Consider the following 22,339-nt stretch of genomic DNA (forward strand, 5'->3'; position numbering starts at 1 on the left):
GTCGCTTGCCAAAGCGACATTCGTCAAATTCCCTTTACGGGCGCACCAGATATTCTTCTGCACTGACCTCGGTGGCATAGACCGCCGATTGTGTGCCACCCAAGCCTATCCACACCTCCTTGTAGAGCCGTGAAGGGTTGTTCGCCATGTTGATGGAGAGTATCTGCCCTTTCTCCTTTTCCGTCAGTCCGAGCAACGCCTGTATCTGGTCGAACTTGTTCATGTACTTGCGCTGGTCGAGAAGTATCTTGCAGTCGGAGTTGTTGATGATGCTCTCCTTGACCACGGGAGAGGAAATGATGTCGTCCACCTCCTGCGTCACCACGATTGCCTCGCCGTAATATTTTCTGACCGTCTTGTACATATAGCGCAGATATTCAGCCATGTTCGCTGAAGAGAGAGCCTTCCAAGCCTCTTCCACAATAAGCTGTTTCCGTACCCCTTTTAGTCGCCGCATCTTGTTGATGAAGGCTTCCATGATGATGATGGTCACGACGGGGAACAGTTCGCGGTTTTCCTTAATCGAATCTATCTCGAAGACAATGAACCGCTTGCCGAGCAGGTCGATGTTCTCCGTGGAGTTGAGCAGGAAGTCGTAGCGTCCGCCCCGGTAATACTGCCGCATGGTGGTGAGCATGTTGTCGATGTTGAAGTCGGACTTCTCCACCTTGATGTCACGCTGTGCCAGTTCCTTGCGGTAGTCGTCACGCATATACTCGTAGAAGGTGTTGAACGACGGCACGATGCTACGGTCGGATTGGATGCGCTCAATATAGGCACTCACGGCACTGCCCAGCTCGCCGCTCTCCGTCTTTGTCACCTTGTCGTCCTCCGACTTCCAGAGCGTCAGCAGCAGGGTCTTGATGCTGTCCTTCTTCTCCACGTCGAAGATGTAATCGTCGGTGTAGAACGGGTTGAACGATATGGGCTTCTCTTCCGTGTAGGTGAAATACACGCCGTCCGCTCCGCCTGTCTTGCGTCGGATCATGCCGCACAAGCCCTGATAGGAGTTTCCCGTGTCCACCAATACCACATGTGCGCCTTGCTCATAATATTGGCGCACGAGGTGGTTCATGAAGAAAGACTTGCCGCTGCCCGAAGGACCCAGCACGAACTTGTTGCGGTTGGTCGTGATACCCCGCTTCATGGGCAGGTCGGAGATGTCAAGGTGCAGCGGTTTTCCCGTGAGCCTGTCCACCATCTTGATGCCGAAGGGCGAGAGCGAGTTGCGGTAGTTGGTTTCCTCTGTGAACAGGCACACCGCCTGTTCGATGAAGGTGTGGAAACTCTCTTCCGCCGGGAAGTCCGCCGCATTGCCGGGTATCGCCGCCCAGTAGAGTGTCGGGCAGTCGATGGTGTTGTGGCGCGGCACGCATTCCATGCTTGCCAACTGGCTGCCCACGTCGTTCTTGATATGCTTCAGTTCCTCCGCATCGTCGCTCCACGCCATGACGTTGAAGTGTGCCCGTACCGAGGTCAGTCCGTAGGAATGGGCTTCGTTCAGGTATTGGTCTATCCACTCGCGGTTGATGCTGTTGCTCCTTGAATAGCGAGATAGCGACTGCATGTTACGGGCGGACTTCTCGAACTTATGCAAGGTTTCCTCACTGTTGTCTATCAGCACATACTGGTTGTAGATATGGTTGCAGGAGAGCAGAAGCCCCACCGGGGAGGCGAATGACAGTCGGCAGTCACTCCGGTCGGTGGAGAGCTTCTCGTAACGGGTGTCGGTAGCCACCTTGCCCGGCAGGTCTTCCGCGTCGGAGAGGGTGTGCAGACACAGGCGGTTGTCGCCGATGCGCATCTCCCTTGCCGAAAGCTCGATGTCCTGCAAGGTGGTGTCACCTTCCGACATGAGCGAGAAGTAGCGTTCAATAAGTCCCGTATTTCCCTCAGTACCCACAATCTCATCGGTGGAGAGGCGGCGCAGCCTGACAAGCCCGCTGTCGTTCATGATGCGCTCGAACTGTTCGCAGGCTTCCAAGAACTTGGTCGTGGTTTCCCTGTCCAGCTCCTTCGGGATGATATGTCCCCGGCACAGCGTGCTGAAATTGCTCTGCATCCGGTTACGCTCCTTTGTTGTCTTGGTCAGGTAGAGGTAGCAGGTGTGTTTCAGGTACGGACGCTCGTTGAAGTGACGCTCGAAAGAGCGGCTTAAAAAGCTCATGTCGTCCTTCTGAAGCTCCGGTTTGTAGCGTTCCTTGATGAACCAGTCCTGTTTGTGGACGACGGAGTAGTCCGGCAGCACCTTGATAGCCTTGCACCAGCAACTGTGTATCGCCTCGTACTCCGCACCCGTCACGGTGTAAAGTTCCGGCAGTTCCACCTCGAAAGCCACCGTGATGTCGGCGTCCTTTGAGATGATGCAGCCATGCTCCACCGCTAAAAGTGGGAACCTGTTTTCCAGTGTTGTCATTTTCGATGTATTCCTCATTGTCTTTCTTCCTTTCGTTGTCGTTTGAACAGACGGGGTATCCGCCGCCGGTTGATAAGGTATCGGGGATGGCTCCGTGCCGCTCCTAATTTCATCAGCCCGTGTTCGCCGTACCGGGCGTTCAGCGCGAAGGTCTGCCATACAAGGAGGGAGGACGATGCCGCGCCGAAGCCGATACATATCCACTGGTCGATACCGACCATGTAGAGGATGACGAACAGGACGAAGAGAGCCAGCAGACCTCCGCAGAAGATGAAGAGGTACTGTGCCTTCAAGCCCTTGAACTCTACCGGACGGCCGATACCCTTGTTGATTGGGTATTCAGCCATACATTATTTATTAAAGGAAGAATGAGCGCAGGATGGTGGCGGCAACAATCAGGAAGATGCACGCGCCGAACCACGAGGCGGCTGTCTTGCTGGTGTCGGGGTCGCCCGATGAAAACTTGCCGTACACTTTTACGCCCCCGATAAGCCCGACGACTGCACCGATGGCGTATATCAGTTTAGTTCCGGGGTCGAAATAAGAACTCACCATAGAGGTGGCTTCGTTGATGCCCGCGATGCCGTTTCCCTGCGCGAAAGCGGAGGCGGTTGCGGCGATGACAAGTGCCGCGGAGAGGATTGCTTTTCTGTTTTTCAAGATGTTCTTGTTCATAAACTGTTCTTGTTTTTTGCCGTCAAAAGGGTGGATGGTCCTTTGTCGGGCGGTTGATACTTTGTTTCTTTACTTTGGTTTTAGTGGATGCCCGTTTGTTTCCACGGACGTGGGCGTGTCCGTTGCGGATAGGGATGCGCCTTGCGTTTCCTCGCCGCGTGGGTTGATGTCATTCTTTCATGTTCATTTCTTTTATTGTTGTCATACATAGTTGCGAATGTCGAACTCCTCGATGTTGTCCGGCACGACGAACTCCTTTTCAGGTTTCTTCAGCCGAATCTCGATAAGCCCCTTGATGCGGATGCCTATCTCCGAAGAGCCTTCCATCATTTTCTCGTACAACTCCGTGCCCTCCATGTCGGTGAACACCTTCGCCGCCTTTTCACGTTCCGCCTGTGTCGCGTCCGGGTTCTTGGCGGTCTTGCAGGCGTCGTCAATCTCGTCAAAGCTGCTGCCCGAAGCCCGTGGCGTGTCCGAGGCGTCCTCTTCCGGTTCGTCGTCCCCGTATCCCAGTTCCTCCGGCGGTATGCTCGTGAAGGTCTCATCGAGTTTTTCCTCCGGAACTTGTGCCGGGCGGGATGCGTTTCCCGTTTTTCCGTCGTCAAAAGTAGCCTCTTCCTCCGACAGCTCAATGCCTTTTTCCATAGTGGCGGCTTCTTGCGTCGGTATGGCAGCGGTTGTCCGGGTGGATGCCATCCTGAAACGGCTCTTGCCGATGATGTCCGCCTTTTCCGCAGGGACTTCCTCGTGTGCCGCTATGCGTTTAGCCTCATTCCCGTCCAGTGACCGCCATAATCCGACAATGCCCTTGAAGAAGCGGACAATCCGCGTGTCCATGATGCGCTCGTAAAGGAGCAGGAACAGGAACCAGAGGTTGCAGCCGACCGATACCGCCAGCAGAATGTCTGTCATGCTGATTGTGTAATTCATATCCTTCCGTTTTTGGTTAGAATACTGAATTATAATTTCGGGCATAAAGGCTCTTTATCGCATCCTCGCACTGGTTGAAGTGATGCGTCAGCACATGGTCGATGTAAGCGGACAGCATAAGCCGGTCATGCCCGATTACACGGGTGATACACATGATACGCTCGTGGTACTCCGGGCGCACATACGCCATCTTCCCCTCACGTGCCTTTACTTCCGAGTCACGGATGAACAGACGTTCATAGTCCTTCTCGCAGCATTTGCCGCTTACCGGGACAGGCGACAGGATTTCCACACTCGCCTGCACTTGGGCAAACATACCTCCGCAGTCTTGCTGTGGTCTTTTTTCATTCGGTGTCATTTCTTTTTCCATTTTCAAATCAGATCTTCACGTTGTTTCTTGTACAGTTCGTTGATTCTCTCCTTGTGCTGTTCCAGATGTTGGCGCAGCACGGTATCCACATAGCCGCCCACCGAGATTTCACCTCCGGCGATGTCGTTCACGATTCTGAGGATTTTGCCGTGGACATCGCGGCTGATATAGACACACTGGCGGGTCTTTATCTCGTTGCGGCGCAGGAACAGCTCGTTATAGTCCTCATCCTGCCTTTTCCGGCGGCCACTTTCCCTCTGCGCTTTTTCCCGTGTTACTGGTTGCACAGGAGGTGGTTCCGGTGCGGCGGTGTCCTCTTCGGTCGGTGCAGCTGCGGGTACTTCCTGTGCGGGGCGCAGTGTCCCGTCCTGTGTGCGCCGCCCGATGGAAGCTAACAGCAGTTCCTCGTCGATGCCTTCCGTGTTCACTTTCCTGCTGCCCATGCTCACTGCGGTCTGATGATGTCGCTTATCTCTTCGGAAAACTCCCGGATGCCACTCCCTTTCAGCAGTGCCGTGTCCATCGGGAAGATGGTGGAGCGGAAAACGCTCTTGCGCTCTTCCGAAAGGTCACGGCGGAACTTCTTGCTGTCGGGCAAGCGGGTGGAAAGTACCGGAAAGCCCATTTCGGCTATCACTTCCTCGTAGATGCCGTACAGGTCGTTCCTCTCCCTGCCGTCCACCATCGTCCAAAACAGATAAAGCCCCTTTGTTTTCGCCTGTCCGGTAGTCATCAGCCTGTCGCGGAACATTGTGACGAATTTCAGGGTACTCTCCACAACAAAGCGGTCGGCACTCAGCGGAGTGAAGATGTAGTCCATCTGCGAGAGCGTCTTTATCACGCCGTTACTACGGAGTGTGCCGGGCATGTCGAAGAACACCACGTCGGGTTTCACGTCCTCAGTGGCAATCATCCTCTCGGCATCGTCGAGGGCGTTCACCGCATTGCTCTTGACGATGGTGTAGGCGTTCTTTTTCATCCGGCGGAAATGGTCGCAAGCGAGAGCCTTGAAGTAGGTGCTGCTGTCGATAAGCCCCATTTCGTGTTCGCGCAGCCCGTGGATGCTGTGCTGCGGGTCGTCGCAGTCCACGACGGCGACATTGTAGCCTTTCACGTTGTGCAGGTAGCTGGCGGCAAGTGCCGTGACAGTGGATTTGCCGATGCCACCTTTCTGTGTTGCGAATGCAACGAAGATTTCCTTACTCATAGTTCCATTTATTTTAATTGTTGAAGATTTCTTTTTCTATTTATATGCGGATTTGGTTGCTACATTATCCGCTTCAGTGAACAGACACATGGGCGGGTCATCGCGTATCCGGTTCTGTGGTGAAGCGGTGCGGCGAACAAGTGATGAATGACGACACTGCGTCATGAAGTCATTGAATCTGTACTTCACCAGATTGTCGGATAACCGGGGTTCCGACGGTTCGGGTATCCGCTTCGGCAAGTATCCGCCGAAGCGATTGTCCGGGTATTTGAATGTTCCTTTTCTCATATTTTCAAATCGTTCGTTTCTTGAATCATGCTGCAAATAAACAAGTATATTTTGGAACCTGTATCACTTCTCCGGCAAGTGGCAGCACGTTGCGCCGGTTGGCAGTCATTGACCGGGTCAAGCATCTGTCCAATACAGCTTTAAGGGCGTAACTTTGCCCCCCGGACAGCAGGGTTCGCCGATGGTGCGCGGCCCGGAGTCCTGAAAGGTATCTTCCCATCCGTCCCCTGACGGATTTTTATGTTCACCTGAACATAGCAAGGTATGTTTTCAGCCGCTCAAAATATTTTGAGCATCCCGGAAAACGCCTTGCCCTTGCAGGGGGCGGGCTTTCCCTCCGAAGTCGGAAAGCCTTTCAGAACTGCGGTGCTGTGATCCGAAGCGGCGGCTTATGCCGTCAATCCGCTAAATCCAAAGTAATATGAAAGAGAAAAGGAAAAGCAAAGCAGGGAGAAATCCCAAACTTGATCCGGCGGTGTACCGTTACACCGTCCGTTTCAACGAGGAGGAACACAATCGTTTCCTCGCCATGTTCGGAAAATCGGGTGTCTATGCACGGTCGGTTTTCCTCAAAGCGCACTTCTTCGGACAGCCGTTCAAGGTGCTGAAGGTGGACAAGACGCTGGTGGACTATTACACCAAGCTATCGGATTTTCATGCGCAGTTCCGCGCCGTGGGTACGAATTACAACCAAGTCGTGAAGGAACTGAGGCTGCATTTTTCAGAGAAAAAGGCGATGGCGTTGCTCTACAAATTAGAGCAACACACCGTCGAACTCGTGAAACTGAGCCGCCGGATTGTGGAACTTTCAAGGGAAATGGAGGCGAAATGGTCGCAAAAATCAGTGTAGGAAACTCGTTGTACGGCGCGATTGCCTATAACGGGGAGAAGATTAACGAGGCGCAGGGGCGGTTGCTTACGACCAACCGCATCTACAATGACGGTTCGGGAAAGGTGGACATCAACAAGGCGATGGAGGGTTTTCTCACCTTCATGCCGCCACAGATGAAGGTGGAGAAGCCGGTGGTGCATATTTCGCTCAACCCACATCCGGAGGATGTGTTGACCGATGCGGAATTGCAGGATATAGCCCGCGAGTATCTGGAAAAACTCGGTTTCGGCAACCAGCCTTATCTTGTTTTCAAGCACGAGGACATCGACCGCCACCACCTGCACATCGTGACGGTGCGGGTGGACGATAACGGGAAATGTATCAGCGACAAGAACAACTACTATCGTAGCAAACAAATCACCCGTGAGCTGGAGAAGAAATACGGGCTGCACGGCGCGGAGCGCAGGAACCGCCGGCTTGACACGCCGCTAAGCAAGGTGGACGCATCGGCAGGTGATGTGAAGAAGCAGGTGGCTGGCACTGTGAAGGCTCTGAACGGGCAGTACCGTTTTCAGACGATGGGCGAATACCGTGCGCTCCTTTCCTTATATAATATGACGGTGGAGGAAGCGAGAGGCAACGTGCGCGGACGGGAGTATCACGGGCTGGTTTATTCCGTCACGGACGACAAGGGTAACAAGGTGGGCAACCCGTTCAAGTCCTCGCTTTTCGGGAAGTCCGCAGGTTATGAAGCCGTACAGAGAAAATTTATCCGTTCCAAATCAGAGATTAAGGACAGGAAGCTCGCCGACATGACGAAACGCACCGTTCTTTCCGTGCTGCAAGGCACTTATGACAAGGACAAATTTGTATCCCAACTCAAAGAGAAGGGCATCGACACCGTACTGCGCTACACGGATGAAGGGCGTATCTATGGAGCGACGTTTATCGACCACCGCACAGGATGTGTACTGAACGGCTCTCGCATGGGCAAGGAGCTTTCGGCGAATGCCTTGCAGGAACACTTCACCCTGCCATACGCCGGACAACCGCCGATACCGTTATCCATCCCTATGGATGCTGCGGACAAGGCATACGGACAGACCGCATACGACCGTGAAGACGTATCGGGCGGAATGGGCTTGCTCACTCCCGAAGGTCCGGCGGTAGATGCTGAGGAAAAGGCTTTCATCCGGGCGATGAAGCGCAAAAAGAAGAAAAAGCGCAAGGGCTTGGGTTTGTAATCGGAGTATCAACAATTAAAAAATCAATGTATGTCACAACAAGAAGACGATTTGAGGGCATTGGCGAAAATCATGGATTTTCTGCGTGCCGTGAGTATTATTTTAGTGGTTATGAACGTGTACTGGTTCTGTTACGAAGTCATCCGGCTGTGGGGCGTGAACATCGGTGTGGTGGACAGAATCCTTCTGAACTTCGACCGCACGGCGGGGCTGTTCCATTCCATACTGTACACAAAGCTGTTTGCCGTCCTGCTGCTTGCCCTGTCCTGTCTGGGTACAAAGGGGGTCAAGGGAGAGAAAATCACTTGGGGAAGAATATGGACGGCACTCGCCGCCGGGTCCGTGCTGTTTTTCCTAAACTGGTGGATACTGGCTCTGCCGCTTCCGATTGAGGCGGTGATGGGGCTGTATGTCCTTACCATCGGTACGGGCTATGTCTGCCTGTTGATGGGAGGTCTGTGGATGAGCCGTCTGTTGAAACACAATTTGATGGAGGATGTTTTCAACAACGAGAACGAGAGTTTCATGCAGGAAACAAGACTCATCGAAAGCGAGTATTCGGTCAATTTGCCGACACGCTTCTATTACAAAAAGCGTTGGAACAACGGTTGGATCAATGTGGTGAATCCCTTCCGTGCGTCCATCGTGTTGGGTACGCCGGGCAGCGGCAAGTCATACGCCGTGGTAAACAATTTTATCAAGCAACAGATTGAAAAGGGCTTCTTGATGTACGTGTATGACTTCAAATTCAGCGACTTGTCCACCATTGCCTACAATCATCTGCTGAACCACCCTGACGGCTACAAGGTGAAGCCGAAGTTCTATGTGATCAACTTCGACGACCCGCGACGCTCTCATCGGTGCAATCCCATTCACCCGGATTTTATGGAAGATATTACGGACGCCTACGAGAGTGCCTATACAATAATGCTCAACCTCAATAAAACGTGGGTGCAAAAGCAGGGTGACTTCTTTGTGGAATCACCTATCATTTTGTTCGCCAGTATTATATGGTATCTTAAAATCTATCAGAACGGGAAATATTGCACGTTTCCCCATGCCATCGAATTTTTGAACCGCCGCTACGAGGATATTTTTCCGATACTGACTTCCTATCCCGAACTGGAGAACTACCTTTCCCCGTTCATGGATGCGTGGCTCGGAGGGGCTGCGGAGCAGCTCATGGGGCAGATAGCGTCGGCAAAAATTCCGCTTTCGAGGATGATTTCACCGCAGCTCTATTGGGTGATGTCGGACAGCGAGTTTACGCTGGACATCAACAATCCCGAAGAGCCGAAAATCCTATGCGTGGGCAACAATCCCGACCGTCAGAATATCTACGGGGCGGCTCTCGGATTGTATAACTCCCGCATCGTGAAGCTCATCAATAAGAAGGGGATGCTGAAGTCGTCGGTCATCATAGACGAGCTGCCGACGATATATTTCAAAGGGTTGGACAATCTTATAGCTACCGCCCGAAGCAACAAGGTTGCCGTGTGTCTGGGATTTCAGGATTTCAGCCAGCTGGTGCGCGACTACGGTGATAAGGAGGCGAAAGTGGTGATGAATACGGTCGGTAACATTTTCTCCGGGCAGGTGGTAGGTGAAACGGCAAAGACACTATCGGAACGATTCGGTAAGGTGTTGCAGAAACGGCAGTCTATCTCCATCAACCGGCAGGATGTTTCCACCTCCATTAACACGCAGATGGACGCGCTTATCCCGCCCAGCAAGATTTCCGGTTTGACGCAGGGAATGTTTGTCGGTTCGGTGTCCGACAACTTCAACGAGCGTATCGAACAGAAGATTTTCCACTGCGAGATTGTGGTGGATGCCGATAAGGTAAAACGGGAGGAAAGTGCCTACAAGAAAATCCCCGTTATTACCGATTTCACTGACGCAGACGGCAACGACCGCATGAAGGAAACGGTGCAGGCAAATTACCGGCGCATCAAGGAGGAGGTGAAGCAGATTGTTCAGGAGGAATTGGAGCGCATCGCGGGCGATGACAACCTGAAGCATCTGTTGCAGCAGAAGTAACCTATTAAAATAAGGGAGGATAGCTAAAATCCTCCCTTATTTTAATATTCCTCCAAAAGTTTATTTTGACGTAAATCTTCAATGTAACATGCTAAGTTACTTGAAACTTTATTAAATACTTTATCAAGATATGGGATGATATTTTCCAAATTCAATTCCAACTCTAACGGGAAACTATGATATTGATGTAAAAACCTTGTGATGTCATTTCTTTCTGAAACAGATAAAAGCAAAAATGGATTACTGTTTTTATAATATACCATTGCTGAAAGATGAATAAAAGCGCATCCTAATTTATAAACAAAAAAAGGCCAGCCATAAAATTTATCAGCTAAATCCACCATTTGTTTATCGGTCACGACTTTCTTTGTATTGGGATAAGACCATTTTATTCCCTCCAAAGTTTGGTTTATAAAATGCTCTCTAAGGTTTAAGTCGCTAATTGACAACAAAAACATAACTCTTACCATAGAATCTAATTCTTGACGCAGAATAGATATTACCTGCCCATATAATTGTTGTTGCAACAAAATATTTATAGCGCAAGAATGTTCTCCTGACCTTTGAGTAACTATATCGCAAAATAAATTAATATTATTTGTTTTCATTGTTGAGTGATTTCGCTTATAAGATATAGGATTTACTATTGGTTGCCACATATATCTGATGCGGCATTTCTTTTTCGTTGTATATTATTGTATGGTTGTCGCACAAGGTCATTCCCAGCCTTTCAACCACACGGATGGATGCCACGTTTTCCGGTCGGATACTGCAACAGACAGTTTTCAGTTCCAGCTCTCCAAAGGCGTATTCCAAACACGCGCGGGCGGCTTCCGTACCGTAACCGTTATGCCAGTATGTGTTATCGAGTATATAGCCAAGCTCGACAGTCTCGTTCCCGTTTAGGGTACTATTCATCAGACCGGCTTGTCCTATCAATGCGCCGCTTTCTTTCAGTATGACGGCAAAATATCCGAACCCGTCCTTGCGGTATCGGATGAGTTGCCTGTTTATCCATTTGCGCACGTCCTTTTTGGTAAAGCCGTGTTCCCAAGCGTACATGACTTCCGGCTTTCCCATTATGGCAAGGAGTGCGTCCATATCCTTACGGGTTATCCTGCGGATAAGCAGCCGTTCCGTTTCCATGACGACCAGCGATGCGGAATAGGTCTTTATCTCAAATCCGTCCTCTTTCCATTCCTTCACAAGCCTGTTGATCGTTTCTTCCACCAGACTGTCATAAGCGGCATCGGGAATAACCTTTATAAAAAAGGTGTCACGGGTTTCTTTCATGACCCATTCGTTGATGTCTTTCAGTTCCTTGCCTTCGGGAATGTAATTCTTGTGTATCATGAACTCGTTGATGTTGTCCGCCAACAATTCTTCCAACTGATAACGGATGTCATCCTCCAGTTCGGCAAATGGTATGGTTTCCTCTTCATAGATGCCTTCTATTAAAACATCATCCTCTTCCATATCCTCGTCCGGTGTCTGATTGCCCCGTTTCATGTCCAACATATCCTGCGCGAACTGCCCGGATTCCTTGTCCTTGTACTTCTTGGCATATTTTTCCAGCAGTTCCCAGTCCTGACGGCTCATCGGGCATTTGAAAACGGCTCGTTCCACCTCGTTACAGCGCACCATGTCCGCCTTCACATCATCGGGAAGCGACCGGCATTCCTTGCAGATATGCCGCGAGTGTCCTTTGCCGCTGAATTGCTCGTTGGCTTTGTACTCGCTACAAATCCGACAGTAATGCCCCTGTTGTTTCTTCTTTTTCGCCACCATACCCCGTTATTATATCAACAGTTCTTTTCCTTTATCGGTAAGACGATATTTCTGCCGGGGATGTTTCGGATTTTCCGGGTAAATAGGCTCTACCAAATTCTGCCTTATGGCTGGATACAGATATAGTTCTAAAAAATTACTTTTGTCCTTTAATCCTATCACACACATAATCTCTTTGGTTGAAAGTGTCTGTGTGCCGATTGCAGACAACACCTTTTCCACCTGTGGGGTAACTGTGGGGTGACTGTGGGGTAACTGTCGGGTAATTGTCGGGTCGTGCCCCACAGTTTTTCGGGTATAGCGGAAAATAACCCATACACTATTTCCATCTGTATGAAACTCCGGATCGGGAATGCCGACACGCCGGCATTCGCTTATCATAAGCCCGATGCCTCGTCCCCAGCTTTCCAGAACCTCGCTTTTATACAGAACATTCGCAATAATCAGGTTTTGAGGTTCTGAATTATGCCCGCTCAATAACTTTTCCATTGTTATATCCGGCGGAAAAGTTCCACTGTTCTCAATCTCCACACGGTCATCATAGATGGCAATTCCTACCGAACTGCCGGGACGGTGGTATGAGCGGTGGCAAAGGGCATTTGTGCAGCATTCCCTCAATGCCTTGTAAGGAATCTCAAGCTCTTCCTCCCGATACAAGCCTTCAACTTTGCCCGAAAGGGAAAGATGCTTGAAAAAGAACGACATTGCAGTGTCCAGCAGTGTGTAGATATTGCCAGTGGTACGCTGATTGTCTATAAACTCGTCTTTTGTAGTTCCTTTGAAACGCGCCAACCGAAGCAGGCACTGGGGATAGAAGTAAAAATCACGACCGAACAAGACTGCGGAAGCATTATTCAGTTTTCCGTCATGTAACAGGTTGAATTTTTCGAGTATGGTCGGCAAATCCTCCCTTATGGTGGCTTCGGGTAGGCGACCGCACCGGATGCCTCCACGTACCGCTCCCATAATGGCATGTTCATCAAGGTCAGTAACTTTGATGTCGGGATTCGTCATCGCCTCCCAAGCGTATTTCCCACCTCGCTGCATAAGCAGTTGGTTATATACGTCTTGCGGCATGGAGGATGTCACGCTCTCCAATCGAAGATAAGCCCGTCCCTTATAGGAGAACGGACGCATATAACGTTGGCTGTCCGCAGACAAGGCTATCACACTCTTGTCTGTATTTTGGATACTGATATACGAAACTTCGAGTGTGGCAAATGGTTCAAAACGCCGGATGGCTTCCGCAATATCACGCTTCGTCTTGTCGCTCACTTCCTGCCCGATGATCTTTCCTTTGTCGGTCACACCGAACAACACCGTGCCACCTTCGCTGTTAAGGAAAGCGCAGAGCGTTTCCATGCCGCGCTCCAACTGCCCGGTGGTTTCCTTGAACTCCACCTGCCCGTTTTCCTTTTCGGCTATCAGTTGTTTTACTATATCGAGGTTGTCTATGTTCATATTCAATTCGTAACAATTGTACAAAGATAGCGTTTTTCGCTGAAATTCGGGGCAATAGCGCGCCGAAAACGCCCTTTTTCGTATAGATTTTACTCAAACGGGAGAACAGCATGATACCATTCTCCCGCTTATACCTGATTTTATCTTCTCATACGTTCCAGCTCTTCATCGCGCAGCATTCTCTCGTTCAGTTTCTCCTGCATCTTGTCGAGGAAATAGGTACGGCTTTCGTTTTTCCGACGTTTGATGTCGGTATAGAAGCGGTAGCAATCCTTCGACTCAATACCGAATATCTTGTAGAGAATCGGGGCGAGCTGTTTTAGCGGCATATTGCCGTTGTTGATACAGCCCATCTCGTCTATGCCGTAGATAAGTTCCACGAGGTCGATGGCGTTGCCCGTCCAAAGAAGGCTGGCGGTGGTTTCTGTTGCGTTGTTGGCGGATATTAGTGGTGGCACTTGGGGCGTGGCAAGGAATTTCTGCATCTTTCTTACGAAAGACAGAGCCTTGCTGACGTAGGCGGCAATCTCTCTTCTTTCTTCTGACAGATTACGCACCGGATGGTGCTGCAACTCGATTTCGATGTAGGCAAGCGCGATGACGGTAAGGTTCATGTCCATGCCGCCGTTGCACAGTTCTATTACTTGGGTGGCGAAAGCCGTGTATGCTTTTTCCATATTGCAGTCTCCGGCTTCGTTTATCCGGCGGAAGAACTCGGTTTCCGCCAATAAAAAATAATTCATGTCCTGTCAATTTTGAAATTTTACACTCTGTTTTCGGTATGCGCACATGAATATAATTGGCAAAAAACGCGGCAGAAAACAAAAAATCCAACGCTCAATTTTACAAAGTGTTGTATTTCAGTGGTATAAAATTCAATATTTTTTCACAGGGACAAATTATCTCCGACTTAAATTGTTTGTAATCAGACATTTATTCTATTCTTGAAAATAAAAATGTATGCTTGCCGCACATTTTGGCTATCTTGCTTTTTTATCAAGGATGTAGATAATGCGGCATACACCGTTGGGAAAACTTTTCAAAGAGGAAAGCGTCCAGTGTTGCTCTGGCAGAGCCGACTTAAAAAAATGTCGTCCGCTTCCGGATATGAAAGGAACGGTGTATAGTATGATTTCATCCACAGCGTGCATACGCAGTAGTCCGTTTATATAGTCTGCCGTGTCCGGTGTGGCTTCCGCGAGGTAACGGATGTTTGTGCCGTCTTTTCTCCATTCGTGCAGCATTGAAATGGAATAGTCTGGTGTCACGCGGTAAAGGGCGTTCTTCCTGATTTCATCAAGACCGCAACGGTCAAGGCACAAATCCTGATGTGCTTTATAATATAACTCTGAAGAAAGACATCCGTCCATCGTCAGTACGGCGAGAATCTGAACTTTACCCATAATCGTTACCTTTCATTAGGCAAGGGCAAAAAAGTAGCGTGCAATTCACACTACCTTCAAGCGATGGCTCTGGTAAAGCCTTTACGGAGAGTACGTGAATGCACGCTATGCGTAAGCATAGCATAAGCATCACGCAATCGTCTCCGTAGTTCCAATTTACCAGATTTTCGCTTGAAACGCCTTGCGGTCTTATCCTATATGTTGGCGGCGAAAAGCTCCTGCCAATCGCCGTTTTTCTCAAATGTTATGCAAAGATAGCCAAATTCAGTGAATTACAGGCTATGATTGCTTGAATTTATATTTAAGTCCATACTCTTCAAGTTTGCTGTATAGTGTTGTCCTGCCTATTCCGAGCAGTTCGGCGGCGACACTCCGGTTGCCGTTTGCCTGTTTCAACGCACGCAATATCCGCTCCTTATCCTCCGCGTCATTGCGCAGGGCGAAGTTGACAGTAGAGGTCGGTTTCGTCACGGCAAGTTCCAGATGCTCTTTCATGACAACACCTTCCTGCGCCTGCAATACAGCACCCATAACTTTCTGCCGAAGTTCCCGCACGTTGCCCGGCCATGCGTGTGTCAGCAACGCTTTACGTGCTTCGGAACTGAACCCGCTCACGCTACACTCCAGCTCTCTGTTTGCCATATCACGGAAGAACTCTGCCAGCGGCATGATGTCTTCCTGACAGTCACGCAACGGAGGAACGGTTATCCCGAAGTCGTGCAGGCGGTACAGAAGATCCTGCCGAAAACGCTTTTCACTCACTGCCGCTTCCAGATCCTCGTTGGTGGCGGCGATGATGCGGACATTGAAACTCCTGTCTGCCTTGTCTCCGACCGGGCGATACCGCCTCTCCTGTATGGCGCGGAGCAACATCTGTTGGGTTTCCAACGCGAGGTTTCCTACCTCGTCCAGAAACAGCGTGCCGCCTTCCGCCTCATGGAAATATCCTTTCTTGGCACAATCTGCTCCTGTAAACGCTCCCTTGACGTGTCCGAAGAAGGCCGAGGGCGCAAGCTCTTTGGTGAGTGAACCGCAGTCCACCGCCACGAATGGCTTGACTGCCCGCTTGCTCTTGTCGTGCAGGTGGTGGGCAATATGTTCCTTACCCGTGCCGTTCTCTCCGAATATCATCACGCTCATATCGGTAGCGGCTACCAGCCTTATACGGTGCATGATTTTCTGAAATGCGGAACCGTCACGGGCGAACACAGGCATACGGCGTTGTCCTGCCTGACGTTCTTTCAGTATGGAACGGATCAGGGGGACAAGTTTATCCTCCACAAGCTGTTTGGGAATATAGTCTATCGAGCCGAGTTTCATGCTTTCCACGGCGGTATTAACTTCGGCGTAGTCGGTCATAATGATGAAGGGCTGCATCTTTCCCTCCTTTCGCATCCAGCGCAAAAGGTCAATGCCGTTACCGTCAGGCAGGCGCAGGTCGGCAACCACGATGTCATTATCTGTCGCCTGTTGTAGATGTTTCTTCGCGGTTGAGAGGTGGTAAGCCTTCACGGTGCGGTAGCCCTCCCGCGCCAGCATGTTGCAGACAAACTCGCAGTACACGATATTGTCTTCTACCACAATTATTGTTGTCTTATCCATCTTCGTATTTTCTCCTTTCCTCTTCTGCCAACCGGATTATTTCCGCTCCCTTATCCAGCACGGCAGTCACGGCATGGCTTAACGCTTCACCATCCGGGAGTACATCGCCATGAAGCAATCTGTAAAGTACATTTAGCGGTTGGTCGGCACGTAGCACCTCCCACGAGCTGCGCAGGTGGTGTGTCAGGGAATCCAGCTTTTGCAGGTCTTTTTCTGTTGCCGCTTCCCGTATTGTCTGCATCTCTTTTTCAGTTTCCGTCATCAACTTTTCCAGCATAACGGCTTCATTGCCGTAAGACAGCAAAGCTGAAAAATCCGGTTTCCCGTCCGGTGTTTCTTTTATGGCACACCTGTCGGAAACCTCCATCAACTCCGATATGGAGAACGGCTTGAACAGGCATCCGGCAAAGCCTTTTGCCAATAGTTCCCCTTTGTTACAACTGCCCGAAGCGGTTGCCACAACCACCGGGATTGTTGGTGAATTGCCCACGTTGGACGAACGCAACAGTTCCAGTAATTCGAAACCGTTTATACCGGGCATATTCAAGTCTGTCAGCAACAGGCTGTATTCTTTCTGGCGTATCATTTCCATCAGTTCCGCAGCATCGGTGCAAGTGTCGCAGTGTATTCCTTCTTGGGAGTACATCTCTTTCAGCATCAGAAGTAATACCTCATCATTGTCAATGGCGACAACATCATGGAATTTATTGTTATGATAAACAGGTGTATTGCTTGTATATCCAAGCTGTTCTTCAGCTTCCTGCATAGAAATTTCAACTGTGAAACGACTGCCTTTCCCTTTCTTGCTGTCCAAACGGATTGTTCCGCCAAGCATCGACACAATATTACGCATTATGGCAAGCCCAAGCCCGAAACCCTCCTTTGCGGCGGCATTTGATAGACGTTCAAACGCACCGAACGCTTGTTTCTGTTCCTCTTCTGTCATGCCTGTACCTGTATCTTCAACGACCAGTGTCAGAACTCCATTATCATATTCAGTAATCAAAGAAACACCGCCTTCTTCTGTGAACTTGACTGCGTTTGACAGCAGGTTATTCCCGATTTGTATTATTCGCTCTTTGTCGGTCAATACAATGGCATCGTGTCCAGTCTTCACGGACAAGGACAACCCTTTGTTCACTGCAACAGGAATGAACTCCGTTTCAAGTGTGTGCGTGATTGCAGAAATCCGGCAGGGTGACAGACGGGGCTGTTCCTTGCCGTTGTCCAGGCGGAAGAAGTCAAGCAAAGTGTTGAGCATATCCCGCATACGGTCGGAGGATTGCAGTATATTTCGGATATATTGCCCATTATTACCGCTATTGCATTCTTTCCGCAAAAGTTCGGTATAGCCAGTTATTGCCGTCAGTGGTGTACGCAACTCATGGGTAATAGTATGTACCGCTTTCTTTCGGGAGGTTATGAGTACCTCATTTTGTTGCACGGACTGTTCCAATTGCTCGATCAAATCCGTTGTCTTGCGTTTGTATCGTTTAATGTTCTTTGCATCACGGTGTATGATGATATAGGAAATGACCAACAGCAAAAGAACAAATCCCATCAAGCCGCCTATCTGCATAAATGATTTTTTACGCATCGCTGTTATCTCGCTTTCTCTATTTTGTAAATCAGATTGTACCTTCTTTTCGATTTGGCAAATCAATCCTTGCAGTTGTCTGTTAAGTTCTGCATTACGGGCAGCAAGACTATCGGCTTGTTCTGACAATCGACGGCTCTGCGCTTTCTGTTCGTTGACCATGTTTCTATTGGATGAACGGAGCGTAGTCGTTGTTGTCGTTGGCTTCGTTCCCTCTTTTTTGCCAAAGATGCCCAAGAAACCTTTTCGTTTTGGCTTTTTGGACTGTTCCTGCACACTTTTCTGCACAATAACCGGAATTTGATTGGCTATCTTCTTGTTAATAGATTGTTGTTCATCCATTAACCGGACTATCTGGAACATCTGTCGTTCCTTATCCTCTAAAAGACTGCGCACACTATCGATGCGCTCTGCTGGATAGGTGGCCTTGAAACGGCAGAGCATACTGTCCATTGCCATACGCCGTGCATGGTAATGCTCGATATCTTTATCGTTCCATTCCAGTATTGTTTCACCCAATAGAGAAAATTTTATCATTTGAATATTGATATTGTTTATTTCTTTTCGGAGCTCGTCTATTTTTTTATTGCCAAGTTCTAATGCTTCTATCTCCTGCCATTCATAGAGGCTATTATATGCCATACATCCGATAAGAATGGAGATAAGTATATATCCCAACTGTATTGCCTTATAGAAATTTCCTGACCGCTCCATTATTTTGATGACATTGATTTTTGGAACATGAATAAAAGTTTATCTTTTTCGTTCATGCGGATATTATCAGAATAATCGCCTTTTGTTATTTGATACCCGCATGGCTTGACCATAAAAACGCCTAAGCCCTTAGTGTATGAACTTACTTCTGAGGCGTAGTCTTTACTTGTATTTAATGGAACTTTCCCTTTAATATGACACCACTCATTATTGCAACTGATGTCTTCAATCTCAGACATCATTTTTTGCAAATCTGTAATAGCTTTGGAACTTGCCGCTTGGGGTATCTGCAACTCAAAATAGAGCATCGGTTCGAGAATGTCCACACCTGACTGTTGCAAGGCCAGCCTGAAGACATAAGGGGTCAGCTGTCTGAAATCAGCAGGTGTACTTACCGGGCTATAATACTCGGCTTGAGTAAAAGTTACTTTCAGATCAGTCACTTCCCATCCATGTAAACCAGATTGGCAAGACATACGAATCCCTTCAAAAACGGCATTTTGAAAAGAATGGTTCAGATAACCATAGGAGATGTCACTTTCGATTTGCAACCCTGTCCCTAACGGCAAGGGTTCAAGCGTCAGCCCTATTGTGGCCCAGTAAGGGTTGGGTGGCACTTCGATCTGAATAATCTTATTGACCTTTTTTACAGGTCGTTCTTTGTAGATAGTCTTGATCTCATCAAAATGGACCTTTACGGAAAATCGTTCTTCCAGCAATGTCTGTATGATTTCCTTTTGTGTCAAACCATATAACGAGATTTCCAATTCATCACTATATGAGTTTATGGAAAAGGACAAAGACGGGTCTTCAATCCACAATGTATTCAGAGCGGATATCACCTTGCTTCTCTCTTCGGACCTGTCTGGCCGGACGGAGGATTTGAGAGCGGGATGCTGATGAGATAACCCTTGAATCAAACAAGGTTTAGTACCTAAATAATCTCCGATTCGAAAATCTTCCATATCTTCTACAATCGCGATATCATTGGCCCCCACTTCATCAACATTTATCTCTCTGCCCTGATAAATAGTCTTTAGATTTTTAATCTTGATGAATTTTTCCGAATCGTTGATTCTTACAATGTCTCGAAGTCTCAGACTTCCGTCAATTATTTTTAGAAAACTTCTTTTATGTCCTTTGGGGTCATGCTCTATCTTATAGAGATAAGCTGAAAGTCTGTTTGAGACTGATTCTGGAGGAAGTATAAAAGAAGAGATGGCGTCCAACAACTCATTGATACCGATATTGAACATTGCTGATCCATGTAGTACCGGATAGACTTTGGCTTTTGCCACAAGATCGATTATCGTATTCCAATAATCAGCCGGTGAAATTTCGCTATCCGCCAAATATCGTTCTAATATATTGTCGTCATGGTTGCATACAAATTCTTTGTATTCTTCCTTTATATATGTTTGGGAGCAAATCGGATAAACCAATCCATCGACAACAGTTTGCATAAACAGGACATCTTGAGACAGATTTGTTTTTATATCCAGATACAAACGCTCTAAATTCACACCGTCACGGTCAATTTTATTGATAAATATAATTGTCGGGATTTGCAGTTTTTGTAAAGTATTGAACAGCAACTTTGTTTGCGCTTGTATGCCTTCCTTTGCGGATAAGATGAGGACTGCTCCATCAAGCATTTTGAATGTCCGCTCCACTTCCGCAATAAAATCCATGTGTCCCGGAGTGTCAATGATATTGCATTTCACTCCATTCCAGATAATAGATGTCGTAGAAGCCCGAACAGTAATTCCTCTACGTTTCTCTATATCCATAGAGTCTGTTATGGTGTCACCATTATCCACACGGCCGCACTTTTCCGTTGCTCCACTGGCAAACAGCAGATTCTCGGTTACGGAAGTTTTTCCTGCATCAATGTGAGCAAGAATTCCTAAATTTATAATATTCATTTGGATTAAGCAATAATATACTACAATAGATGCATTGTCGAAACGCACCTTTTAATACCTCCTCGTAGCATGTGAGAACTACAGGATTACTAACTCGTATTAATATGTATATTATTACTGCCGCATAACGATTACAAAATTACACAAAAAAATATATCTAACAAAAGTGGGAGGATTTTTTAACTTTTTACCATAGACATTTTATTAGGGAAGCGTAGGTTCAACTGGTAAGTACAAATAAGTAGAAATGTTTGAACAACAACGTTTTAGGAAGTTGAAAAAAATCAAGTTTCTCTCTCGGTATAACGTTTATTTTGGCCAATATCTTCTTTAGTTTGGCATTTGAGTATTTCCCATTCGTGTTCTATTTAGCTCCTTATTATGAGTATGTAGCAAGTTGCTTATCAAATTCAGCCTCTTTGAGGGTCAAATATGGTTTTGCAAATGGTGACTGACAAGACATAAACAAGGTCAGCAGGATTTTTTACATAAATGGACATGAATGTATATAACCTAAAATAAGAATAAATTTTAATAAGGGCTGCCCAAAAAGAAAAAAAATGCAGTTGCCATCCTACAGATACTTGCAGAAAGGATAAAATTTACTTTTAGACCTTTTGGGATAGCCCTTATTAATACTTCAGATAAAATTCCTAAGGTTATATTTTCAATCCTTTGGACCGGGTTTCCTCCTTGGCATACAGCCCCGGATGCCCAGTTATGGTGTGATTGGCGATAATACTTTCCGATGGATTGCGTATTTGCGGTGATGTATCTTCGGGATATTGCCTGATACCGTTTCGCACACCTTTCGCTTCCGGTTTGACCTGTTGCCCTTCATGCTCCTTTTCGGTGATTTCGGGTGTAGGCGGCGCAAGTTCCAGCTGTATCTTGCGGTCAAGGGCGGCAAGTTCGGACTTCAACTGTTTCAGTTCTTCCTCCTTCTTCCACACCTTGCCTGCTATCTCCTGCAACTGCGGTATCTCACGTTCCAAGACCTCATTCTTCGCTTTATACTGGTCGATGATGGAGGGGATTCTCTCAATCGCGTTGAGGAAGTTGCGGGCGGCGGCCAACGGGTCAGCCAGCGCCAGATGCCCGTTGTTGTAGGTGTACTTGTAGTTCCCCTCGACCACGAAGCGGTTGTCGGTAAACTCCAATCCCTCTTTGAGTATCCTTTCGCTGACCACCTTTATCGGGAAACCGTAAAACTCTCCAACCTGCGTGTACAACCCTCCGGTCGTGGCATTCTTGGCTATCTCCTGCAAACGCTTTCCGATGACTTTCTCATCGGCGGAATCCACTCCGTCCACCTTTATTATATTAAGGTGATTGCCCTCCTTGTCGGTCTGCACCACAGAGAGGAAGCGGTTCCAGTCCTCCGTCATGGCATCTATGAAAGCTGTGTTGTTGCCCAGCTCGCGGGTCTTCGATTCCAGCTTGAACTCCGAATCACGCTTGCCCTTGTTGAACGACTTGCGTTCCCCTTCGAGCGAGGCGATACGTTTTTCCAGTTTCGCCTTGTCCAGCAGGTCGGTGTTGCCGGATAGCAACGCCATATATTCCGAGAAGTTCATGCCCGATTTCTCGTCCATTGCCCCCTCGTCGATGGTACGCGCTTCCATAGCACCGCTTTTAAGCTGGCTGATGAAAGTCTGCTTGCAGTGCAGGAGGTTGAACTTGTAACTGTCCAGTGATTTTTCCACCGCGTAGATTATTACGTCCACGTTGTTCCCGGCGAAATGCTTGGCTATCTCGTTGCCTGCTCTAACTCCCCGTCCGTCACGCTGTTGCAGGTCGGACGGTCGATCGGGTAGGTCAAGGGCATTGCTGCCCTCTTCCCCCCT

General features: G+C 48.5%; 20 protein-coding genes. 3 read left to right on the top strand and 17 right to left on the bottom strand.

The annotated features are described in order from the left end of the window. Nucleotides 1-34: 34 nt before the first annotated feature. The 8 genes from DW896_RS20745 to DW896_RS20780 form a co-directional block, all read right to left on the bottom strand. Nucleotides 35-2,434, bottom strand: a complete 2,400-nt coding sequence (locus tag DW896_RS20745) for a TraG family conjugative transposon ATPase (RefSeq protein WP_070750140.1) — start codon at nucleotides 2,432-2,434, stop codon at nucleotides 35-37. Continuing rightward, entirely contained in the window at nucleotides 2,431-2,763 is a 333-nt protein-coding gene (locus DW896_RS20750; protein WP_008764731.1) for a DUF4133 domain-containing protein, read from the bottom strand. Before DW896_RS20750 ends, DW896_RS20745 begins: the two co-directional genes overlap by 4 nt. A 10-nt stretch (nucleotides 2,764-2,773) precedes the next feature. After that, entirely contained in the window at nucleotides 2,774-3,091 is a 318-nt protein-coding gene (locus DW896_RS20755) for a DUF4134 domain-containing protein (protein ID WP_002560983.1), read from the bottom strand. Between the two features lie 201 nt (nucleotides 3,092-3,292). Then, the gene (locus DW896_RS20760) at nucleotides 3,293-4,021 is read right to left on the bottom strand and encodes a hypothetical protein (RefSeq protein WP_008764732.1); all 729 of its coding nucleotides are present in this window, start codon (nucleotides 4,019-4,021) and stop codon (nucleotides 3,293-3,295) included. Nucleotides 4,022-4,037: 16 nt separating this feature from the next. Continuing rightward, entirely contained in the window at nucleotides 4,038-4,391 is a 354-nt protein-coding gene (locus DW896_RS20765) for a DUF3408 domain-containing protein (RefSeq protein ID WP_025880727.1), read from the bottom strand. 2 nt (nucleotides 4,392-4,393) lie between these two features. Then, nucleotides 4,394-4,834 carry a DUF3408 domain-containing protein gene (locus tag DW896_RS20770; RefSeq protein WP_002560986.1) on the bottom strand — a complete coding sequence of 147 codons (441 nt, stop codon included), beginning with the start codon at nucleotides 4,832-4,834 and terminating at the stop codon, nucleotides 4,394-4,396. Between the two features lie 2 nt (nucleotides 4,835-4,836). Beyond that, on the bottom strand, nucleotides 4,837-5,598 hold the full coding sequence (locus DW896_RS20775; protein ID WP_002560987.1) for a ParA family protein: 762 nt from the start codon (nucleotides 5,596-5,598) through the stop codon (nucleotides 4,837-4,839). Nucleotides 5,599-5,634: 36 nt separating this feature from the next. Next, the gene (locus DW896_RS20780; RefSeq protein WP_032529375.1) at nucleotides 5,635-5,886 is read right to left on the bottom strand and encodes a hypothetical protein; all 252 of its coding nucleotides are present in this window, start codon (nucleotides 5,884-5,886) and stop codon (nucleotides 5,635-5,637) included. Between the two features lie 421 nt (nucleotides 5,887-6,307). On the opposite strand from DW896_RS20780, the gene mobA reads away from it, so the two are divergent. The 3 genes from mobA to mobC are packed head-to-tail and all read left to right on the top strand — an operon-like array spanning nucleotide 6,308 to nucleotide 10,002. Then, nucleotides 6,308-6,736 (top strand): conjugal transfer protein MobA, encoded by a 429-nt coding sequence (gene mobA, locus DW896_RS20790; protein WP_002560988.1) that lies wholly within the window; start codon nucleotides 6,308-6,310, stop codon nucleotides 6,734-6,736. After that, nucleotides 6,715-7,962 (top strand): conjugal transfer protein MobB, encoded by a 1,248-nt coding sequence (mobB, locus tag DW896_RS20795; RefSeq protein ID WP_002560989.1) that lies wholly within the window; start codon nucleotides 6,715-6,717, stop codon nucleotides 7,960-7,962. Before mobA ends, mobB begins: the two co-directional genes overlap by 22 nt. 30 nt (nucleotides 7,963-7,992) lie before the next feature. After that, entirely contained in the window at nucleotides 7,993-10,002 is a 2,010-nt protein-coding gene (gene mobC / locus DW896_RS20800) for a conjugal transfer protein MobC (protein WP_002560990.1), read from the top strand. Between the two features lie 41 nt (nucleotides 10,003-10,043). Here mobC and DW896_RS20805 read toward each other — a convergent pair whose 3' ends face one another. From DW896_RS20805 to DW896_RS20845, 9 genes are all read right to left on the bottom strand, one after another. Beyond that, nucleotides 10,044-10,610, bottom strand: coding sequence for a hypothetical protein (locus tag DW896_RS20805; RefSeq protein WP_002560991.1), 567 nt, complete (start codon nucleotides 10,608-10,610; stop codon nucleotides 10,044-10,046). A 16-nt stretch (nucleotides 10,611-10,626) separates the two neighbouring features. Next, a complete protein-coding gene (locus tag DW896_RS20810) occupies nucleotides 10,627-11,790 on the bottom strand; it encodes a GNAT family N-acetyltransferase (protein WP_002560992.1) in 1,164 nt (387 codons plus the stop codon). A gap of 9 nt (nucleotides 11,791-11,799) precedes the next feature. After that, entirely contained in the window at nucleotides 11,800-13,251 is a 1,452-nt protein-coding gene (locus DW896_RS20815; protein WP_002560993.1) for an ATP-binding protein, read from the bottom strand. A gap of 140 nt (nucleotides 13,252-13,391) precedes the next feature. Further along, entirely contained in the window at nucleotides 13,392-13,994 is a 603-nt protein-coding gene (locus tag DW896_RS20820) for an RteC domain-containing protein (protein WP_002560994.1), read from the bottom strand. Nucleotides 13,995-14,231: 237 nt separating this feature from the next. Beyond that, the gene (locus DW896_RS20825; protein ID WP_002560995.1) at nucleotides 14,232-14,654 is read right to left on the bottom strand and encodes a dihydrofolate reductase family protein; all 423 of its coding nucleotides are present in this window, start codon (nucleotides 14,652-14,654) and stop codon (nucleotides 14,232-14,234) included. A gap of 279 nt (nucleotides 14,655-14,933) precedes the next feature. Beyond that, a complete protein-coding gene (locus DW896_RS20830; RefSeq protein ID WP_002560996.1) occupies nucleotides 14,934-16,256 on the bottom strand; it encodes a sigma-54 dependent transcriptional regulator in 1,323 nt (440 codons plus the stop codon). Beyond that, nucleotides 16,249-18,567: an ATP-binding protein gene (locus DW896_RS20835; RefSeq protein WP_002560997.1), complete on the bottom strand. Its 2,319-nt coding sequence runs from the start codon at nucleotides 18,565-18,567 to the stop codon at nucleotides 16,249-16,251. Before DW896_RS20835 ends, DW896_RS20830 begins: the two co-directional genes overlap by 8 nt. After that, nucleotides 18,567-20,492: a tetracycline resistance ribosomal protection protein Tet(Q) gene (tet(Q), locus tag DW896_RS20840; protein ID WP_002560998.1), complete on the bottom strand. Its 1,926-nt coding sequence runs from the start codon at nucleotides 20,490-20,492 to the stop codon at nucleotides 18,567-18,569. The genes DW896_RS20835 and tet(Q) overlap by 1 nt, the downstream gene beginning before the upstream one ends. Before the next feature lie 659 nt (nucleotides 20,493-21,151). Beyond that, nucleotides 21,152-22,339 (bottom strand): helicase (locus tag DW896_RS20845; protein WP_118525793.1); only part of this gene is annotated, 1,188 nt, incomplete at its 5' end.

It is taken from the genome of Bacteroides sp. AM41-16 (genome assembly GCF_003603495.1).
Lineage (GTDB): Bacteria > Bacteroidota > Bacteroidia > Bacteroidales > Bacteroidaceae > Bacteroides > Bacteroides uniformis.

Coding starts and splice junctions, on each gene's coding strand:
- DW896_RS20745 (WP_070750140.1), bottom strand. CDS start 2,434: ATGAGGAATACATCGAAAATGACAACACTGGAAAACAGGTTCCCACTT.
- DW896_RS20750 (WP_008764731.1), bottom strand. CDS start 2,763: ATGGCTGAATACCCAATCAACAAGGGTATCGGCCGTCCGGTAGAGTTC.
- DW896_RS20755 (WP_002560983.1), bottom strand. CDS start 3,091: ATGAACAAGAACATCTTGAAAAACAGAAAAGCAATCCTCTCCGCGGCA.
- DW896_RS20760 (WP_008764732.1), bottom strand. CDS start 4,021: ATGAATTACACAATCAGCATGACAGACATTCTGCTGGCGGTATCGGTC.
- DW896_RS20765 (WP_025880727.1), bottom strand. CDS start 4,391: ATGGAAAAAGAAATGACACCGAATGAAAAAAGACCACAGCAAGACTGC.
- DW896_RS20770 (WP_002560986.1), bottom strand. CDS start 4,834: ATGGGCAGCAGGAAAGTGAACACGGAAGGCATCGACGAGGAACTGCTG.
- DW896_RS20775 (WP_002560987.1), bottom strand. CDS start 5,598: ATGAGTAAGGAAATCTTCGTTGCATTCGCAACACAGAAAGGTGGCATC.
- DW896_RS20780 (WP_032529375.1), bottom strand. CDS start 5,886: ATGAGAAAAGGAACATTCAAATACCCGGACAATCGCTTCGGCGGATAC.
- mobA (WP_002560988.1), top strand. CDS start 6,308: ATGAAAGAGAAAAGGAAAAGCAAAGCAGGGAGAAATCCCAAACTTGAT.
- mobB (WP_002560989.1), top strand. CDS start 6,715: ATGGTCGCAAAAATCAGTGTAGGAAACTCGTTGTACGGCGCGATTGCC.
- mobC (WP_002560990.1), top strand. CDS start 7,993: ATGTCACAACAAGAAGACGATTTGAGGGCATTGGCGAAAATCATGGAT.
- DW896_RS20805 (WP_002560991.1), bottom strand. CDS start 10,610: ATGAAAACAAATAATATTAATTTATTTTGCGATATAGTTACTCAAAGG.
- DW896_RS20810 (WP_002560992.1), bottom strand. CDS start 11,790: ATGGTGGCGAAAAAGAAGAAACAACAGGGGCATTACTGTCGGATTTGT.
- DW896_RS20815 (WP_002560993.1), bottom strand. CDS start 13,251: ATGAACATAGACAACCTCGATATAGTAAAACAACTGATAGCCGAAAAG.
- DW896_RS20820 (WP_002560994.1), bottom strand. CDS start 13,994: ATGAATTATTTTTTATTGGCGGAAACCGAGTTCTTCCGCCGGATAAAC.
- DW896_RS20825 (WP_002560995.1), bottom strand. CDS start 14,654: ATGGGTAAAGTTCAGATTCTCGCCGTACTGACGATGGACGGATGTCTT.
- DW896_RS20830 (WP_002560996.1), bottom strand. CDS start 16,256: ATGGATAAGACAACAATAATTGTGGTAGAAGACAATATCGTGTACTGC.
- DW896_RS20835 (WP_002560997.1), bottom strand. CDS start 18,567: ATGGAGCGGTCAGGAAATTTCTATAAGGCAATACAGTTGGGATATATA.